15 protein-coding genes and 2 pseudogenes are annotated in these 17722 nt (G+C 70.1%); 10 read left to right on the top strand and 7 right to left on the bottom strand.

Features of this window, described 5'->3' with window-relative positions; translation table 11 throughout:
• Positions 1–31: 31 nt before the first annotated feature.
• The gene (dapC, locus tag G6N20_RS01910) at positions 32–1132 is read left to right on the top strand and encodes a succinyldiaminopimelate transaminase (protein ID WP_083050725.1); all 1101 of its coding nucleotides are present in this window, start codon (positions 32–34) and stop codon (positions 1130–1132) included.
• Between the two features lie 76 nt (positions 1133–1208).
• Here dapC and G6N20_RS01915 read toward each other — a convergent pair whose 3' ends face one another.
• The gene (locus G6N20_RS01915) at positions 1209–4022 is read right to left on the bottom strand and encodes a DEAD/DEAH box helicase family protein (RefSeq protein ID WP_163662749.1); all 2814 of its coding nucleotides are present in this window, start codon (positions 4020–4022) and stop codon (positions 1209–1211) included.
• A gap of 108 nt (positions 4023–4130) precedes the next feature.
• Here G6N20_RS01915 and G6N20_RS01920 point away from each other — a divergent pair, with 108 nt between their 5' ends.
• Entirely contained in the window at positions 4131–4382 is a 252-nt protein-coding gene (locus G6N20_RS01920) for a type II toxin-antitoxin system Phd/YefM family antitoxin (RefSeq protein WP_197745490.1), read from the top strand.
• Positions 4367–4759: a type II toxin-antitoxin system VapC family toxin gene (locus G6N20_RS01925; RefSeq protein WP_232065412.1), complete on the top strand. Its 393-nt coding sequence runs from the start codon at positions 4367–4369 to the stop codon at positions 4757–4759. The genes G6N20_RS01920 and G6N20_RS01925 overlap by 16 nt, the downstream gene beginning before the upstream one ends.
• A 169-nt stretch (positions 4760–4928) precedes the next feature.
• Here the strand turns inward: G6N20_RS01925 and G6N20_RS20935 are convergent.
• From G6N20_RS20935 to G6N20_RS01950, 5 genes and pseudogenes are all read right to left on the bottom strand, one after another.
• Positions 4929–5106: pseudogene (locus tag G6N20_RS20935) on the bottom strand (sulfate adenylyltransferase subunit CysD); the annotation flags it as partial.
• Positions 5103–5906: a trehalose 2-sulfotransferase gene (stf0, locus tag G6N20_RS01935; protein ID WP_083050733.1), complete on the bottom strand. Its 804-nt coding sequence runs from the start codon at positions 5904–5906 to the stop codon at positions 5103–5105. The pseudogene G6N20_RS20935 and the gene stf0, both read right to left, overlap by 4 nt.
• Before the next feature lie 74 nt (positions 5907–5980).
• On the bottom strand, positions 5981–6376 hold the full coding sequence (locus G6N20_RS01940; protein WP_083050736.1) for a PIN domain-containing protein: 396 nt from the start codon (positions 6374–6376) through the stop codon (positions 5981–5983).
• Positions 6377–6658: a type II toxin-antitoxin system Phd/YefM family antitoxin gene (locus G6N20_RS01945; RefSeq protein WP_083050739.1), complete on the bottom strand. Its 282-nt coding sequence runs from the start codon at positions 6656–6658 to the stop codon at positions 6377–6379. It lies immediately after the preceding gene.
• A 189-nt stretch (positions 6659–6847) separates the two neighbouring features.
• Positions 6848–8437: a PucR family transcriptional regulator gene (locus G6N20_RS01950; RefSeq protein WP_142272145.1), complete on the bottom strand. Its 1590-nt coding sequence runs from the start codon at positions 8435–8437 to the stop codon at positions 6848–6850.
• 82 nt (positions 8438–8519) lie between these two features.
• On the opposite strand from G6N20_RS01950, the gene pruA reads away from it, so the two are divergent.
• The 7 genes and pseudogenes from pruA to G6N20_RS01985 all read left to right on the top strand — a co-directional run bounded on the left by pruA (position 8520) and on the right by G6N20_RS01985 (position 15763).
• Positions 8520–10151, top strand: a complete 1632-nt coding sequence (pruA, locus tag G6N20_RS01955; RefSeq protein ID WP_083050741.1) for an L-glutamate gamma-semialdehyde dehydrogenase — start codon at positions 8520–8522, stop codon at positions 10149–10151.
• On the top strand, positions 10151–11140 hold the full coding sequence (locus tag G6N20_RS01960; RefSeq protein WP_083050744.1) for a proline dehydrogenase family protein: 990 nt from the start codon (positions 10151–10153) through the stop codon (positions 11138–11140). Before pruA ends, G6N20_RS01960 begins: the two co-directional genes overlap by 1 nt.
• 107 nt (positions 11141–11247) lie before the next feature.
• A pseudogene (gene sigI / locus G6N20_RS01965) lies at positions 11248–11935 on the top strand (RNA polymerase sigma factor SigI); the annotation flags it as partial.
• Positions 11936–11946: 11 nt separating this feature from the next.
• On the top strand, positions 11947–12405 hold the full coding sequence (locus G6N20_RS01970; protein ID WP_083050760.1) for a hypothetical protein: 459 nt from the start codon (positions 11947–11949) through the stop codon (positions 12403–12405).
• A gap of 72 nt (positions 12406–12477) precedes the next feature.
• Positions 12478–13392 carry an alpha/beta fold hydrolase gene (locus G6N20_RS01975; RefSeq protein ID WP_083050763.1) on the top strand — a complete coding sequence of 305 codons (915 nt, stop codon included), beginning with the start codon at positions 12478–12480 and terminating at the stop codon, positions 13390–13392.
• Between the two features lie 81 nt (positions 13393–13473).
• Entirely contained in the window at positions 13474–14307 is an 834-nt protein-coding gene (locus G6N20_RS01980) for an esterase/lipase family protein (RefSeq protein WP_083050746.1), read from the top strand.
• 37 nt (positions 14308–14344) lie between these two features.
• On the top strand, positions 14345–15763 hold the full coding sequence (locus G6N20_RS01985) for an acyl-CoA synthetase (protein WP_083050749.1): 1419 nt from the start codon (positions 14345–14347) through the stop codon (positions 15761–15763).
• A 121-nt stretch (positions 15764–15884) separates the two neighbouring features.
• On the opposite strand, the gene G6N20_RS22070 is transcribed toward G6N20_RS01985, so the two are convergent.
• Positions 15885–17549 carry a PGRS repeat-containing protein gene (locus tag G6N20_RS22070; protein ID WP_408632555.1) on the bottom strand — a complete coding sequence of 555 codons (1665 nt, stop codon included), beginning with the start codon at positions 17547–17549 and terminating at the stop codon, positions 15885–15887.
• Positions 17550–17722 lie beyond the last annotated feature (173 nt).

Here is a 17722-nt window from a genome sequence, read left to right on the forward strand (position 1 = left end):
CGGGCACCTAGACCCCCGACATCGTCGGCCGGTGTCGGCGGCGCTGCCGGTGTTTCCCTGGGACACCCTGGCCGAGGCCACGGCGGTGGCCGGGGCCCACCCGGATGGCATCGTCGACCTGTCCGTCGGCACCCCGGTCGACCCGGTCGCGCCGCTGATCCAACAGGCGTTGGCGGCCGCCAGTTCGGCACCGGGTTATCCCGCCACCGCTGGCACCGCGCGGCTGCGTGCGTCCGCGGTGGCCGCGCTGGCCCGGCGTTACGGCGTCACCGGGCTCAGTGAGGCGGCGGTGGTGCCGGTCATCGGCACCAAGGAATTCATCGCCTGGTTGCCGACGCTGCTCGGCCTGGGCACCGGGGATGTGGTGGTCGTACCGGAGCTGGCGTACCCCACCTACGACGTGGGCGCCCGGCTGGCCGGGGCGCAGGTGGTGCGCGCGGATTCGCTGACCCAGCTGGGCCCGCAGACCCCGGCGCTGGTGTACCTGAATTCGCCGAGCAACCCGACCGGGCGCACGCTCGGCGTCGAGCACCTGCGCAAGGTGGTCGGGTGGGCGCGCGAACGTGGTCGTGAAAGGGGCACCGTGGTGGCTTCCGACGAGTGCTACCTCGGGTTGAGCTGGGCGGCCGAACCGCTTTCGGTGCTGCATCCCGCGGTGTGCGACGGCGACCATACCGGGCTGCTGGCGGTGCATTCGCTGTCGAAGAGCTCGTCGCTGGCGGGCTATCGGGCCGGCTTCGTCGCCGGAGATGTCGACCTGGTCGCCGAGCTGCTCGCGGTGCGCAGACACGCCGGGATGATGGTGCCGACCCCGGTGCAGGCCGCGATGGTGGCCGCCCTGGATGACGACGACCACGAACAGCTGCAGCGGGAGCGGTACGCGCGCCGGCGGGCCGCGCTGCTGCCGGCGCTGCGGTCGGCGGGTTTTGCCGTCGACCATTCCGAGGCCGGGCTCTATCTGTGGATCACCCGGGGTGAGGGTTGCCACCAGACGGTCGCGTGGTTCGCCGAGCGCGGCATCCTGGTGGCCCCCGGGGAGTTCTACGGCCCCGGGGGTGCGCGGCATGTGCGGGTGGCGCTGACCGCGACCGACGAGCGCATCGCCGCCGCGGTGCAGCGGCTGGGCTCTTAGCGAGCAGACGCAAAAGCCCCCGAAAACCAGGGTTTTCGGGGGCTTTTGCGTCTGCTCACCCACACTCCCGGGCGGGTCAGCGCCAGGTGGTGCGAAGCTGGGTGGTGACCGACAGCGGGTTGTCGCCGCGGAACAGATCGAGGATGGCCAGTCCTTCGGGGGAATCCGCGGGCAGCTGCCGGGGTGGGCCGATGTGCCTTCGCCAGCACTGCAGCAGGCATTGCCGGCGGTCCTTGCGTCGCGCGAACCACTGCGGTACGGCGTGCCAGGCCACCGCGCCGGGCAGCGGTAGCCCGATGACCGCCCTGGCCGCGAACAGGGCCCGGGCAACGCGCGCGGTCGGCGGTGTGAGGATCTTGCGTCCGATGAGGTAGCGCGGTTCGGCCAGCGGCGCCAGCAGTTCGTCGAGGGCGGCGCTGAACCGCAGAGACTGCTCGGTGGGCACGCCGCCCAGCTCGCAGCGAATCCAGCCGTCGGGGTCGGAGCTGATCCGCAGCGCTTCGGATCCTTTCTCGGCACCGCCCGCGGCCTTGAGCGCATCCGCGACGACCGCGGCGAGTTGCTCGAGCGCGTTGGGGGCCTGGCGGAGGCGGCGGCTTTCGGCAACGGCGGCGGTTGCCAGCAGGCCGGCCCCTGCCGTCAGGACGCTACCGGCGGTGGTGGCACCCGCGAGCGGGCCCAGACCGGCGACGGCGGCCGTGGCGCCGGCGCCGGCGCCGATGAGCGACAGGGCGGCGACGGCGCCCCGGGCCAGCCGGACCGGACTGAGCCGTCCCGGAACCGGCGGGGTCAGCGCCGACGCCGCGATGCGTGGTGCGGCGATCCCCAGTGGCTGGCGGGACCGGACGCGGATGGTGACGACGTCGATGCCGTCGTATGGCTCACCGATTCGCCACCGGGCCCTCGCCTGTTCCCGTTCGGCGACCCGCTGCAGCGCCCGCGCGGTGATGGCGGGGGCGTCGGTCGCCGGGGGGCGGTAGGGCGACAGCGACGGGTCGCAATGCGTCACACCCGACTCGATGAGCCCCTGCGGGCTGGCCGCGTAGTACCCGTCGTGCTTGCGCACCAGGCGCAGGTAGTCGGCGTCCCCGCGGGGGTGTTCGGTGGTGAAACAGCAGACCGACCAGTTGTCCGCCACCTTGTCGCCGTCGCGGGGATCTTGGCGAATGGCGCGGCCGCGCATCTGCGTGATCGCCGCTTGCGTGGTGGCGCTGGTCAGGTCGATGGTGACGTTGACCGCCGGGCAGTCCCATCCTTCGCCGAGCAGGGCGCGGGTGCCGACCAGCACGCGAGCGCGTCCGGCCAGGAAGTATGCGGTAGCCAGCGCGACCCAGGTTCGGGGCGTGAAGCTGCCGTTGCCGCGCACCACCCGTAGCCCGGGGTGCGGGTCGAACGGCTCGGTGATGACGGGTGCGCCGCGGTCGGCACAGAAGGCGCTCAGGTCGGCTTCGATCGCGGCGGGACAGGCGAAGGTTTGCCCGGTCACGAGCAGGGCGTGCAGTGGGACGCGGCGCCGGAGGTCGGACGCGGCCAGCATGGCGGTGACCAGTTGGGCCGAGCCGGACTGGTCGCTGACGGGCGCTTCCGATGTCGGCAGCGTGCCAGTCATCGATTCGAAGTCGCACAGCACCAGCGCCCGCATCCGCGCTCCGAGGACGGCGTGCTCGGTGTCGAGGATGTGGGCCGTCGCCGCGATTTTCGACTCGGACAGCGCGCACACCCGGTCCACCGGCGAGGTCGCAACCCGTACGCCGTTGCTGGTCAGCCGGTAGCCCAGGCCGGGGAGGACCCGCTTGATCGCGGTCAGCGCCTGCCCGTCGCGCGGATCCGGACTCTGTTGCAGGTGACCGAGGCTGAAGTCGGTCAAGACGTTGACCCAATCTTGGGCGTCGGGAGGGACCCGGTGCTGCTCGCGGAGGCGGGCGCCGTCGGGTAGCGGGATCAGGCCGTCATAGGCGAAGCGCAGGGCGCTGCGCGCGAGGTCGGGTTCGGCGCGTTCGAACGTCGACCACGCGATCTGGTTGCCCGCTCGCGTCGAGCGATCCACGATCCGGGTGCGCAGCCACGCGGCCAGCGACATGCTGCCCAGCCGTTGGTCGACGAGTGCCAGCATGAGGTCGGCGAAGCGAGCCCGGTGGGTCGTGATCCAGGCCTGCTCCTCGAGGGTCGGTTCGGTCAGATAGACCAACTCTTGATAGGGCGCGAGATCGCCCTCTTTCACCAGCGCGGGTGTCGGGATCACGAAGTCGGCGGTGCCGAAGAGCTCATCGTGCAGGGTGCGCTGCCATGGGTTGAGCGCCGTCGGCGGGGTGGCGGTCAGACCGATCAGCGCGGTCTGCGGCCCGAGGACCGACGCCAACGCGCTGACCAGGGCACCCCACGTCGCCAGCAGGTGGTGACACTCGTCGAGCACCAGCGTCCACGGGCCCAAGCCCGCCGCCCGCTCGATCAGCGCCCGACCGTTCGGGTGCAGCAGCCCCAACAGGGCTTGCCGGTCGCGGCTGCGCAGCACTGCCCGTCGAACCGTCGCATCCGATTCGTCGTCGATGACCGCCAGAGACTGATAGGTCAGCACGTTCATTGCCGAGGTCAGGTCGCGCTCGGTCCCACACCGTGACACCGCCGGGTCCGTCGCCGGAAAGCTGTGATCCCAGGCGGCCGCCCACTGCGCCTGCACCGCCGTGTTGGGCACCAACACCAGGGTGCGGCGGCCCAACCGGCGCGCCGCTTCCAGCCCGATCAGCGTCTTCCCGGCACCGGGCGGCAGCACCAGATAGCACCGGTTGTCGCCGGCGGCGACATCGGCGTCGAACGCGTCCAACGCTTGCCGTTGATATGCGCGCCAGGTGCCGGCGAAGCCTCGCGATTGCAGATCACGGCGAGGCTCCACGGTGGCTCACCTTAGCGGGGAGGTGCGCGGTGCCCACCGAGCCCAGCCAGGCAGCGTTCACCGGGCGTTCCAGTCAGACCAAGGGAGTAGCACATGTGCTATCCTCGCATGGTGGATGTTGTTGGGCTGCGTGAGCTGCGCCAGAATGCCTCCGATCTCGTCCGGCGCGCCGAGGACGGTGAGGAAATCACCATTACCGTGGCGGGCCGGCCGGGGGCTCGCCTGGTGCCCGCCGCCCCTCGAACCTGGAGGCGGTGGGTCGACGTGGCCGAACTGTTCGCCGGGTCCGCAGATCCCGCCTGGGACGGCGACCGTGCGGCGCTCGAAAACGACGTGCGCGACCCGTGGGCGATGACGTGAAAGCGATCCTCGACACCAGCGTCGTGATCGCTACGGACATCGCGCACCTTGAAGGCGAGTTGGCCATCAGCGCAATCACATTGGCCGAACTGCACTTCGGGGTCCTGGTCGCTAAGCAACAAAAGGTGCGTGCCGAGCGGCTGCGCCGTCTGCTGCTGCTGCAGCGCACGTTTGACGCGCTGCCGCTGGATGAAGCCGTGGCAGCGAGCTATGGCCAGCTGGCGGCGGCCGTCGTCGACGCGGGACGTCAGCCGAGGGCACGATCGATGGACCTGCTGATTGCGGCCACCGCCCACGCGCATTCGGCCCGGCTTTACACGCGCAACGCCGACGACTTCGACGGCCTCGCCGACCTCGTCGATGTCGTCGCCGTCTGATTTCGGACCAGGAAGCCAGACACCCGGGCCAGCCAGCGTCCACATTGGCTGATCAACCGCGTCAATCCAGTTACGCTGGTTAACCATTGGCGCGGTGACCACCACGCCCGAGGGCGGCGGAAGGACAGCTGTGCGGCGACTGGCAGCAATTTTGGTGTCCGTGGTGGAGCGGTCGAAAGGCCTTTTCCGCCAGCCGATGTAGCACGATCGAGTCCCTGTCGGCGGGAAACGGCAAGACTGGTCGCTCCGGCTCAGCGACAACCTCGCGGATGATGTGCACCGCCTCGGTCGTCCAGCGGCCGCAGTTCGGCGACGCACCGTGGGTCGGTCGGAGCGGTTGGGCTCATGTCGGCAGCCCCTCCCTTTCGGCGTCCGCGCGGTAGCGGTCCACCCATTCGTCGGAGCGCTGATCGGCCTGGCGCTCCAGCACCGGTTGCGGCGCCAGTCGCGGGTCCAGCCCGAGCTCCTCGAGAATGCTGGCCACCACCTGAGTCAGGTTGCGCCACAACACCGGATATGCGACCTCCATCGGTTTGATGGCTTCCTCGGCAAACCAGTTTCGCCAACCTTGCTCCTGGCCGCGCAGCATGGTGACGATGTGAGCGATGGCCCCGGCATGGTAGACGGCGCGGGCATCACGAGCGGGTTCGGGTCTGCCCCGCCACACCCGTGTCTGCACCGCTCGCCAGAACGACACCGCCTGCGATACCACATCGGGTCGATAGACGTAGACAAGGAGCGGATCCTCGCCGACCACATCGCGGATCGCCGCCAACAGGCCGTCGCCGGAGCTGTTGGGGAGTTCGCGGGCACGGTTGCGCAGCAGCGGCGTCTGATTCCACATCAGCTTGCCACCCCATACCCCATTTGGTGTTCTGCCGACCGTGCGGATGTAGTCGCGCCAGATCTCTGCCGGCGCAAGGTCCGGCTTTCCTTCGTCCAACGGGTCCAGCAGGCGCAGGATCGACTCGTCCTCGACGCCGGCGAACCATTCCCGTGGTTGTGGGGCCTGGCTGGTGGCGGGCAGATACTGGAAGAATTCCTGTGGCTCGCCGGCCACGCCGGTCGCGCGCAGCGACTCGACCAGCAGCGTGCTGCCGCTGCGCTGGGAGGCCAGCACCAGGTATGCCCTCGGGCGATCTGCCACTCGAAAAGCCTAGAACGCTGGGGGTTGGTTGCGCGGGGGACGGTTTCTCGCGGCGGTTTTCGGGGCGCCCGGCTTCATAGCGCAATGATCTGCAGTATTGGTTCTAGACCGGTGAAGTCATGGGCATTGCGCGTGGCCAATGCCGCGCGGTCGGCGACGGCGATTGCCGCGATCATGAGGTCGACACGCCGACGCCCACCGGGAACGCGTCCGGCGGTGGCGACGGTAGTGCATAGTTCCCGATATATGTCGGCCTCACGTTGGGTGAACGGGAGACCTTCGCCGAAGGTGCTGCGCAGCTGTACCAGCGCGATCCGCGCGCGAGCGGCGATTTGCTCATCGGGATGCGTTGTGCCCTCACTAAATTCAGCGAATGCGATAGCAGAGATGAATAGCCGATGGTCGCCGGGTGGCAAGAGTTCCCAACGGGGTTGCTGGACCAGGAGGTTGGTGTCGAGGTGGATTCGCATTTACTCACCGACGCGGCCGGCTTGGTCGCGTCCACGTTCCACGATCTGCAGGAGCGCATCTTCGTAGCCCGGCGGCCGCGGCTGATCATAGATTCCCGATCGTGTGATCAGGTCGGGCGTCGTTCCCGTTGGTGGGCCCGGTTCTGTCCGCGACGGGTACTTGGTGATGATCACGCCCGTGTCCTGGCCGTGGTTGGTGACCCGGTAGCTGACCCCGTTCTCGGCCGCCGCGATGACCTGCGAGGCGTTCTGACGTAGCTCACGGATTCCCACTGTCTCCATCCATCTACTGTAGCATATTTGTAGTCCAAATGTTGCACATATCCACGGCCGGTGAAGGCTCCACGGCCTGGTTGACGGCCCCGGCCAAGGCCAAGCCCACAGTCGCGGTCGCGGAAACTGCCCGGCAAACGATCGAATCGGTTGACCACCAGATACATTCGGTCTCACGTAGTGTTGCCAACGATAACCTCAGCGCCGATCGCAGGCCCGCAGGCCCAGCGAGAAGAGCAGCCGCACATCGGGATCGGCCAACGAGGTGGACAACAGCTGCTCGACCCGCCGCACCCGGTAGCGGACGGTGTTGGGATGCACCCGCAGCGTCCGCGCGGCGGCGCCGACGTCGCCGAAGCTGTCCAGGTAGACGCGCAGGGTTTCGGCCAGCACCGGATCGTGCGTGCACAGCTCGCGGACCCGCGGGTCGACACGTCGCGCATCGGCAGCGACCGAGGTGACGATTTCGTCGAGCAGCACCGTGGTGCGCGCCTCGTCCAGCGACGTCACCCGTCCGAAAGAGCTCGGATGCCGTTCTGCGCTGTCGAGCACCCGGTCCACCTCGATGCGCGCCGACTCGACCGCGCTCAGTCCGGCGACCGGAGCGGCGATGGCTGCCCGCAGATCCACATCCAGCTCGGCACGCAGGGTGCCGATGATTCCGCGGACCCAGGACCTGACCGACCGGGCTCCAGCGGTCTGCGGCAGCAGCACATACACCCGCGAGCCTTTCGATGCGACCTGAGCGTCACGGCGAAAAGCGCTGGCGCTCAATGCCAAGACATCGGCCAGCCGGGCATGACGCGCCCCGGCGGCTACCGTGTCGAAGCCGATCACCGCGGCGCTGCCGGTGGTGGCGAGGCCGAGTTCTCGGCCGATGAGCTCCTCGTCGCCGGGTTCGCCGTCGGCCAGGCCCAGCAGTTGCGCCACCCGCCGCGCATGCGTGGACGGCCGGGTCGCCAGCCGCGCCATGATCCGGGCGGCCAGCACCGCCGCGCCGCGCAGCACCTCGTCGGCGTCGTCGGCCAGCGGTTGTGCGCCCTGCTGGACCCAGATGGCGCCGACGAACACCGACGGCCGCCGGGCGCCGGTCGACGGTTGATGAATGCCGATCGCCAGTCGCGGGCGCAGGCCCAACTCGGGGCGCTCGGCCACCCGCACCACCTTGGCGTCGGCGCGCAGGGCATCGAAGATGCCCCATTGAGCGATCCACTCCAGGTGCTCGGGTGGGCCGGCCCGACCCAGGATGGAAAGCCGGCGCAGCTCGTCGGCTTCGTCGTTGGAGGCCGAATAGGCCAGCACGTGCGACTGGGCGTCTTCGATGCTGACCATGCCGTGGATGCGGTCGGCCACCGACTGCGCCAGGCCGAACAGATCGGCGCCGGAGTCCTCGGTCGCCTGGTCGCGGTGATGCTCCAACACGTGATTGACCAGCCGGTAGAGCCGCTCCCAGCGGGCCCGCGGTTCGACGGCCACCACCGCCGAGCCGGCCCGGACGGCCCTGGCCACCAGCGAGTCCGACGGGCGCTTGATGAAGATCGCCACCGGCGCCCGTTCACGTGCCTGATTGTCGACCCAGCGCGCCGCCTCGTCGTCGGTGATCCCGAGCAGGAAGAAGACGTCGGCCGAGCTGGCCGCGGCCGCCAGGCCCAGCCGCACATCGTCGGAATCGATGAGCGCCGCCGACGTCACCGGGAGGTCCAGGCCGCGCGGGGCATCCACCAGGCTGACCAGGGTCGCGTCCAGCGCCAGCAGCAACTTGCCCAGCCCGACACCAGCCACATGCATTGTCCAATTCTACTAATGGATCAGCACAATCTTGTCTGAACGGCCAACCGATCGAGGTGCCCGCCCGGGGATCCTGGCAGGCATGGACGCGATCACCCAGGTGCCGGTGCCGGCCAACGAGCCGGCGCACGACTATGCGCCGAAATCCCCCGAACGTGCCCGGCTGCGCGCCCAACTGGCCTTGCTGGCCGACCACCCCATCGACCTGCCGCACGTCGTCGGCGGCCGACACCGGATGGGCGACGGCGAGCCAATCGACGTCGTTCAGCCGCACCGGCACGCCGCCAGGCTGGGCACCCTGACCAACGCCACCCACCCCGACGCCGCGGCCGCCATCGAAGCCGCCATGGCCGCCAAGAATGACTGGGCAGCACTGCCTTTCGACGAGCGGGCGGCGGTGCTGCTGCGCGCCGCCGATCTGCTGGCCGGGCCGTGGCGGGAAAGGATCGCCGCCGCAACCATGCTCGGCCAATCCAAGTCGGCGTACCAGGCCGAGATCGACGCGCCCTGCGAGCTGATCGACTTCTGGCGGTTCAACGTCGCCTTCGCCCGGCAGATCATGGCGCAGCAGCCGATCAGCGGCCCGGGGGAGTGGAACCGGATCGACTACCGCCCGCTGGAAGGCTTCGTCTACGCGATCACGCCGTTCAACTTCACCTCGATCGCCGGAAATCTGCCCACCGCCCCGGCTCTGATGGGCAACACGGTGGTGTGGAAGCCGTCGATCACCCAGACCCTGTCGGCCTACCTGCTTATGCAATTGCTCGAGGCCGCGGGGCTGCCACCCGGCGTGATCAACCTGCTCACCGGCGACGGCTACGCGGTTTCTGATGTGGCACTGGCCGATCCGCGGCTTGCCGGCATCCACTTCACCGGGTCGACGGCAACGTTCCAGCACCTGTGGCAACGGGTCGGTGCCAATATCGGCCGCTACCACTGCTATCCGCGGCTGGTCGGGGAGACCGGCGGCAAGGACTTCGTGGTGGCACACGCCTCAGCGCGCCCGGATGTGCTGTGTACCGCGTTGATTCGTGGTGCGTTCGACTATCAGGGCCAGAAGTGTTCGGCGGCGTCGCGAGCGTTCATCGCGCATTCGGTGTGGCAGCGGATGGGTGATGAGTTCCTGGCCAAGGCGGCCGAGCTGCGCTACGGCGACATTACCGACCTGTCCAACTACGGTGGTGCGTTGATCGACGAACGCGCCTTCGTCAAAAACGTCGACGCCATCGAACGGGCCAAAGGCGCGGCCGGGGTCACCATCGCCGTCGGCGGCGAATACGACGACAGCGAAGGCTATTTCGTGCGCCCCACGGTGTTGCTCTCCGACGACCCGACCGATGAGTCGTTTGCCATTGAGTACTTCGGTCCGCTGCTGTCGGTGCATGTCTACCCCGACGAGCGCTACGAGCAAATCCTCGGCGTCATCGACACCGGATCCCGCTACGCGCTGACCGGCGCGGTCATCGCCGACGACCGGCGGGCCGTGCTGACCGCGCTGAATCGGCTGCGGTTCGCGGCGGGCAACTTCTATGTCAACGACAAGCCGACCGGGGCGGTGGTGGGGCGTCAGCCGTTCGGCGGTGCGCGCGGGTCGGGCACCAACGACAAGGCCGGTTCGCCGTTGAACCTGCTGCGGTGGACGTCGGCGCGCACCATCAAGGAGACGTTCGTCGCGGCCACCGACCACACCTACCCGCACATGGCGGCCGACTGATGGCCGGCTGGTTCGCGCACACCGTGCGCCCGGCAATGCTTGCCGCCAGCAGCTCGGATAGGCTGCGCCGCATCGTCGAGCGCTGGCCGCTCACCCGCGGGGCGGTGCGCCGGTTCGTACCGGGCGACACGCTTGACGACGTTCTGGATAGCGTTACCACGCTGCGGGATTCGGGCCGCTACCTCAGCATCGATTACCTGGGCGAGAATGTCACCGATGCCGACGGCGCTGCCGCCACCGTGCGGGCGTACCTGGAGCTTCTCGACGCGTTGGGCCGGCGCGGCGATATCGCCCCCGACGGGGTGCGGCCGCTTGAGGTGTCGCTCAAGCTGTCGGCGCTCGGGCAGGCCCTCGATCGCGACGGTCCAAAGATCGCGCTGGACAACGCCCGCGCCATCTGTGAGCGGGCCGAGCGGGTGGGCGCCTGGGTGACGGTGGACGCCGAAGACCACACCACCACCGATTCGACATTGTCGATATCGGGCGACCTGCGCGTCGACTTTCCTTGGCTGGGCACGGTTGTGCAGGCCTATCTGCGGCGCACGCTGGCCGATTGCCGGGAGTTGGCCGACGTCGGAGCGCGAGTTCGGTTGTGCAAGGGCGCCTACGACGAACCCGCATCGGTGGCCTACCGCAACGCCGCGCAGGTCACCGACTCCTATCTGCGGTGCCTTCGGGTGCTGATGGCGGGGCGCGGCTATCCGATGGTGGCCACCCACGACCCGGTGATCATCGCGGCGGTCCCGGGAATCACGCGCGAATCAGGGCGCAGCAGAGGCGATTTCGAGTACCAGATGCTCTACGGCATCCGCGACGATGAGCAGCTGCGGCTGGCCTCCGCCGGCAACCACGTGCGGGTATACGTACCCTTCGGCACCCAGTGGTACGGGTACTTCATGCGGCGGCTGGCCGAGCGCCCAGCCAACCTGGCGTTCTTCCTGCGGGCGCTGACCGACCGCCGACCCGCGCGGGGGTGCGCCGAGCGCTGAAATCGCCGGTCGCTGTCACACTCGGCTGGGCCGGCTCGTCCTTGATTTTTATGAATCTCAGCATGGGTTGGCGGGAGGGCACATGCCGCAACACGACCCGGTAAGTGCTGTGTCTGGATCACGCCAAGTCGGCATCCACGCGCCGGCAGCGCCCGCAGGACATCGCCGCACGGCACGACGGTGACGCCAGCGCGTCATCGGTTGACCCGGCTGACCGGGTGACTCTGGATGACGAGGTGAGGCTGGCTTTGCCGATCATGCTTGAGCGCCTCGGCCCCGCGGAGCGGGTGGTGTTCGTGCTACGCGAGATCTTTCAGCTGCCCTACCAGGAAATCGCCACGACGGTTGGCAGCCGGGCCTCCGCATGCCGGCAGCTGGCTCATGGGGCCCGTCGCAAGATCAACGAATCGGCATCGCGGCCAGCGTGGAGCCAGCCCAGCATCGCGTCGTCACCAGAGCGTTCATCCAAGCCTGCTGCAACGGAGACCTGGCCGCGCTGCTCGAGGTGCTGGATCCGGGCGTCTCCGGCGAGATCGACGCCCGCAGAGGCGTTGTTGTCGTGGGTGCGGGTCGCGTTGGCGCAACCATCCTGCGCCACTGGAGCCACCCCGCAACCGTCCTGGTAGCCCGGCCGGTGTGCGGTCAACCGGCGGTGCTGGCCTTTGCCGACCGGCAGCTTGCCGGTGTGCTGGCCCTGTCGATCGAGGACGGCAGGATCACGAAAATCCATGTGCTGGTGCAGCCTTCAACACGACACTGGACCCGTTACGCGCCGAACTCGGCAGCGTTCGGTAGGTATTGGAGGTATCACCATGAAAGCACTTGCCGCACTTGACCGGCCGAGCTGGTTGCCGCCGTCGGCGTGGCCCTGGCAGCCCTGCCTGCTGAGCCACGACCGGGGCGGCGTCGCGGTTACCGACACCGGCGACGGGCCGGCGGTGCTGTTTGTGCACGTCGGCAGCTGGAGCATTGTCTGGGCCGGTCGGCACTGGAGCCGCGCCGACCGCGCCGCCTTTCGGGCGGGAGTCGATGCTCCGGCCCGCCGGGCGTGGCATGCCTACTTTCGCGATGCGCGCCGTGCCGATGCCCTCTATGCCGACGTCGACGCCGCGTTACGCGGACCGCTGGCCGACCGGCCACTGCTGACCATTCTCGGTCAGTTCAACGATCAACTGCGGGTCCGCCTGGGCAACCACTTTCCCATGTGCGACGACCCGGACCTGGTGGCTGGGGCGCTCACGTCGTTCGTGCAACGGCCAACCTGAGCCGCCGGCTGCCGCCACACCTGATACACCTTGCGGTTTACCGCCGCGCCGCCACATGTCAAGCTGCTCGGCATGGCAGTCGTTATCGCCCGCCCGAAACTGGAAGGCACCATCGCCGTCGGCGAGGACCGCCAGATCGGCTTCGCCGAGTTCGGCGCACCACAGGGGCGTGCGGTTTTCTGGCTACACGGAACTCCCGGCGCTCGCCGCCAGATTCCCACCGAGGCCCGGGTCTACGCCGACCACCACAATATCCGTCTGATCGGCGTCGACCGGCCCGGAATCGGCTCGTCGACGCCCTATCAGTACGAGACCATCTCGGCGTTCGCCGACGACCTGCGGACCATCGCCGACACGCTCGGCATCGACAAGATGGCCGTCGTGGGGCTGTCCGGCGGCGGTCCCTACACCCTTGCGTGCGCCGCCGGCTTGCCCGATCGGGTAGTGGCCGCCGGTGTCCTGGGCGGTGTGGCGCCCACCCGTGGCCCGGACGCGATCGGTGGCGGTTTGATGAGCCTTGGTTTGGCGGTGGCGCCGCTGCTGCAGATGGGCGGCAGCCCGCTGCGGCTGGCCGCGAGCTTGCTGATCCGCGCGGCTCGGCCGGTCGCATCGCCCGCGCTCGACATCTATGGCCTGTTCTCACCCGAGGCCGACCGGCATCTGCTGGCCCGTCCCGAGTTCAAGGCGATGTTTCTCGACGATTTGCTCAACGGCAGCCGAAAGCAGCTAGCCGCGCCGTTCGCGGACGTGATTGTCTTTGCCCGCGACTGGGGATTCCGGCTTGACGAGGTGAAAGTCCCGGTCCGCTGGTGGCACGGCGACCACGACCACATCGTTCCGTTCTCCCACGGTGAGCACGTCGTTTCCCGGCTTCCCGACGCCGAGTTGTTGCACTTGCCTGGTGAAAGTCATCTCGCCGGGCTTGGCCGTGGCGAGGAGATTCTGTCCACCCTGATGCAGCTGTGGGACCGTGATCTGCGCGAATGATTCACCGCGTGATCGGGGTCTCACTGGGGGCATGCACGGCGTTGTATCGCTATTTGTGCCTGTTGACCGCCGCGATATGACATGCTGATGGCTGTGTTAGAGCCCGTGGATCGCCCATCCGACGCCCCGTCGCTGTTTCTCTACCTCACCGACATACCGCGCGCGGGCATCGAGTATGGCCAATTGCTCACCGTGCTACCGCTGCAGCGGATGCTGCCGACCGGCGACGGTCATCCGGTGCTGGTGCTGCCCGGCCTGCTGGCCGGCGACGGGTCCACCTGGATCCTTCGCCGAATATTGCGCCGGCTGGGCTATGCGGCCTACGGCTGGGGGCTGGGCCGCAACATCGGCCCGACGGCCAAGGCGGTGGCCGGGATGCGCGATCTCCTGGATGAGCTCCACACCCGGCACAACGCCTCGGTCAGCCTGATCGGGTGGAGCCTGGGCGGCATCTTCGCGCGCAGCCTGGCCCGCGACTATCCGTCGTCGGTGCGGCAGGTGATTACCCTGGGCAGCCCGTTCGGCATGCGGCACACCAGCGAATCCCGCTCCGCCTGGAGCTTCGATCGCTACGCGCACCTGCACGTCGAGCGGCACGAGCTGCCGTTGGAAATGGAAAGTGAGCCTTTGCCGGTGCCGGCCACCGCGATCTACTCGCGGTGTGACGGCATGGTCGCCTGGCAGACGTGTATGAATCCGCCATCGGAGCGCGCGGAAAACATCGCGGTGCGCAGCAGCCACATCGGTTACGGCCACAATCCGCCGGTGGTGTGGGCCATCGCCGACCGGCTGGCCCAGCCCGAGGGGGTGTGGGCGCCCTTTGAGCCGCCGGCGGTGCTGCGGCCGCTCTTTCCGCGACCCGATGCGCCACCCGAACGGCACGCGGCGGCCTACCGGCGGATGAGACCGGCTTAGCGCCCGGTCGGCCACCGAATCCGGGTAACCTGCTCAGGTGCTGCTGACCTCACTGCATCCCGCGGCCGCCGCCCAGGACATCCCTGACGCGGTGAGCATCGACGGCGTCGCACTGAGCCGCGGCGACCTGGCCGGCGCCGCGATGTCGGTGGCCGAGCGGGTCGGTGGCGCGCACCGGGTGGCCGTGCTGGCCGTGCCGACGGCGTCGACGGTGTTGGCCGTGACCGGCTGCCTGATCGCCGGTGTGCCCGTTGTCCCGGTGCCCGCCGACGTGGGTGTGGCCGAACGCCGGCACATCCTCACCGACTCGGGTGCCCAGGCCTGGCTGGGCGCGGTGCCCGAGGATCCGGAAGGATTGCCGCACATCCCCGTGCGCCGGCACGCACGTTCCTGGCATCGGTATCCCGAGCCCCCGCCCGATGCCGTCGCGATGGTGGTCTACACCTCGGGTACCACCGGCCCGCCCAAGGGTGTCCAGCTGAGCCGACGGGCGATCGCCGCCGACCTGGACGCCCTGGCCGACGCATGGCAATGGACCGCCGATGACGTGCTGGTGCATGGCTTGCCGTTGTATCACATACACGGCCTGGTGCTGGGCCTGCTCGGGTCGCTGCGCATCGGAAATCGCTTCGTGCACACCGGAAAACCGACGCCGGCCGGTTATGCCCAAGCGGGGACCGAACGCGGGGGAACACTGTATTTCGGGGTGCCGACGGTGTGGTCGCGAATGGTGGCCGACCAGGCGGCAGCCGAGGCGCTCAGGCCGGCGCGGCTGCTGGTATCGGGCAGTGCGGCGCTGCCGGTGCCGGTGTTCGAGCGGCTGGTGCAGCTCACCGGACACCGGCCCATCGAACGCTACGGCGCCTCGGAATCGCTGATCACCCTGTCGACCCGGGCCGACGGCGAACGTCGGCCGGGCTGGGTCGGTCTGCCGCTGGCCGGGATACGGACCCGACTGATCGACGACCACGGCGATCCGGTCCCGCACGACGGGGAATCCATCGGCAAGCTTCACGTTCGGGGTCCGACGCTGTTCGACGGCTATCTGAATCGACCCGAGGCCACCGCCGAGGCGTTCGACCCCGGCGGGTGGTATCGCACGGGCGACGTCGCGGTCGTCGACAGCAGCGGCATGCACCGGATCGTGGGACGGGAGTCGGTCGACTTGATCAAGTCGGGCGGATACCGCATCGGCGCGGGAGAAATCGAGACGGCATTGCTCGGCCACCCGGATGTGGCCGAAGCCGCCGTCGTCGGCATGCCCGACGAGGACCTGGGCCAGCGGATCGTCGCATACGTCGTCGGATCTCCGGGTATCGACGCGGACGATCTCATTCGGTTTGTGGCCCAACAGCTTTCGGTGCACAAGCGCCCGCGTGAGGTGCGGTTGGTGGATGCGCTGCCCCGTAACGGGCTGGGTAAGGTCCGCAAGAAGCAGTTGCTGTCAGAGGGCTGAGCCACAGCCGAACGCTGTGCGTACAAGTTACGCCGGCACACTTGACGTGCCGACCGGCTTTTCTTGAGCGGCGCGCATGCGGCTGCCGCGGGCCGGCCGGGTGCGGAACATCCACGGTTGGTTACGGCAGCCCGTTGAGCCCGTTGAGGCCCAACAACGCCCCGCTGGCGCCGCCGGCGCCGCCCATGCCCCCGCCGCCTAGCCCCGCGTTGCCGCCGTTGCCGCCGTTGCCGATGATCACCGCGCTACCGCCGCCCCCGCCGGCGCCACCGCCGGCTACGGTGCTTTTCCCGCCGTTGCCGCCGTTGCCGCCGTCGCCCATCAACAGGCCGCCCTTACCGCCGGTTCCACCAGCACCGCCGCCCGAGGTTACGCCTTCTCCGCCCTGCCCACCGGCGCCGCCCCAGCCCAGCAGGACGGCGTTACCGCCGGTCCCACCCGCGCCGCCGGAAGTCGGGCCGAATCCGCCGTTCCCACCGACCCCGCCGCTGGAGAACAGCAGGCCGGCGGTGCCACCGTTTCCGCCGGGCCCGCCGCCTTTGCCTCCGCTGTCGCCACCGGATCCGCCGGCTCCGCCGCTGCCCCAGAGCAGGCCGGCGTTGCCCCCGGCCCCGCCGGCGCCCGCGGCGCCGCCGCCGGAGTCTCCACCGGTCCCTCCCGCGCCGCCGTACCCGGCCAGCAGGCCGGCGTTGCCGCCGGCCCCGCCGGCACCCGGCGTTGCGCCGCTTCCGCCGGCCCCGCCGTCCCCGCCGCCGGCGCCGAGCAGCCCGCCGAGCGCACCGGCCGCCCCGCCGGCTCCGCCGGCTCCCGCGATTGTTCCCCTGCCGCCGCCCCCGCCGATCCCGCCGGCGCCCAGCAGCCCGCCAGGACCACCGGCGCCGCCGGCCCCACCGACCGTGCCGGCCAGGTCCGGTGCGATTCCGCCGGCGCCACCGACCCCGCCGTTGCCGGACAGGAACCCGCCGGCCCCGCCGGTCCCGCCGGCCCCGGCCGAACCCGCCCCCGGCACGTTGCCACCGGCCCCGCCGGCGCCGCCGTTGCCCAGCAGCCCGGCGGCCCCGCCGGCGCCACCCGGCAACCCGGCGGCTCCGGACCCGCCGGCGCCGCCGTCGCCGAGCAACCAGCCCCCGGGAGCGCCGGGCGCCCCGGAGCCGGGCGGGGCGGGCACGCCGTTTCCGATCAGCGGTCGCCCGGTGGCCGCCAGGACGGGCGCGTTGATCGCGTTGAGCGCCTGTTGCTGCAGGACGTGCAGCGGCGAACCGCTAACCGGCGCGTTGAAACCGTCGAGACCGAACAGCAGGCCGGCGGTGCCGCCGGCGCCGGCGGTACCCGCCACCGCGCCGGTCCCACCCTGGCCGGCATTGCCGCCGTTGCCGATCAGCGTGGCGCTGCCACCGGCCCCGCCCTGACCCCCGGTTATTACGCCAAGCCCGCCTTGCCCGCCGGCGCCGCCGATGCCGAACACGACGCCGGCCTTGCCGCCGGCCCCGCCGACCCCGCCGTCGTTTCCTAGACTGGCTCCGCCGGCCCCGCCGGGACCGCCCCAGCCAAACAGGCTGGCGTCGCCGCCGGCCCCGCCGGCCCCGCCGTTCTCGCCTCCAGTTGAAGTGGACCCGCCAGCCCCGCCGGGGCCGCCGCTGGAGAACAGCAAACCGGCATCGCCGCCGGCACCGCCGGCCCCGCCAGACCCGGTGTCGCTGGATCCGCCGGCCCCGCCGGGCCCGCCGTAGCCGAACAGCAGGCCGGCGTTGCCGCCGGCCCCGCCGGCCCCGCCGTCCCGGCCCACGCCGTTCCCGCCGGCTCCGCCCCGCCGCTGCCCCACAGCGCGCCGGCGTGGCCGCCGGCACCGCCGACCCCGGGGGTCGCTGCCCCGCTGTCGCCGCCGTTGCCGCCGTTGCCGCCGCCGGCGCCGACCAGCCCGGCGAGCAGCCCGCCGGCACCACCGGCCCCACCCGCCCC

Source organism: Mycobacterium shinjukuense (assembly GCF_010730055.1).
Taxonomy (GTDB): Bacteria; Actinomycetota; Actinomycetes; order Mycobacteriales; family Mycobacteriaceae; genus Mycobacterium; species Mycobacterium shinjukuense.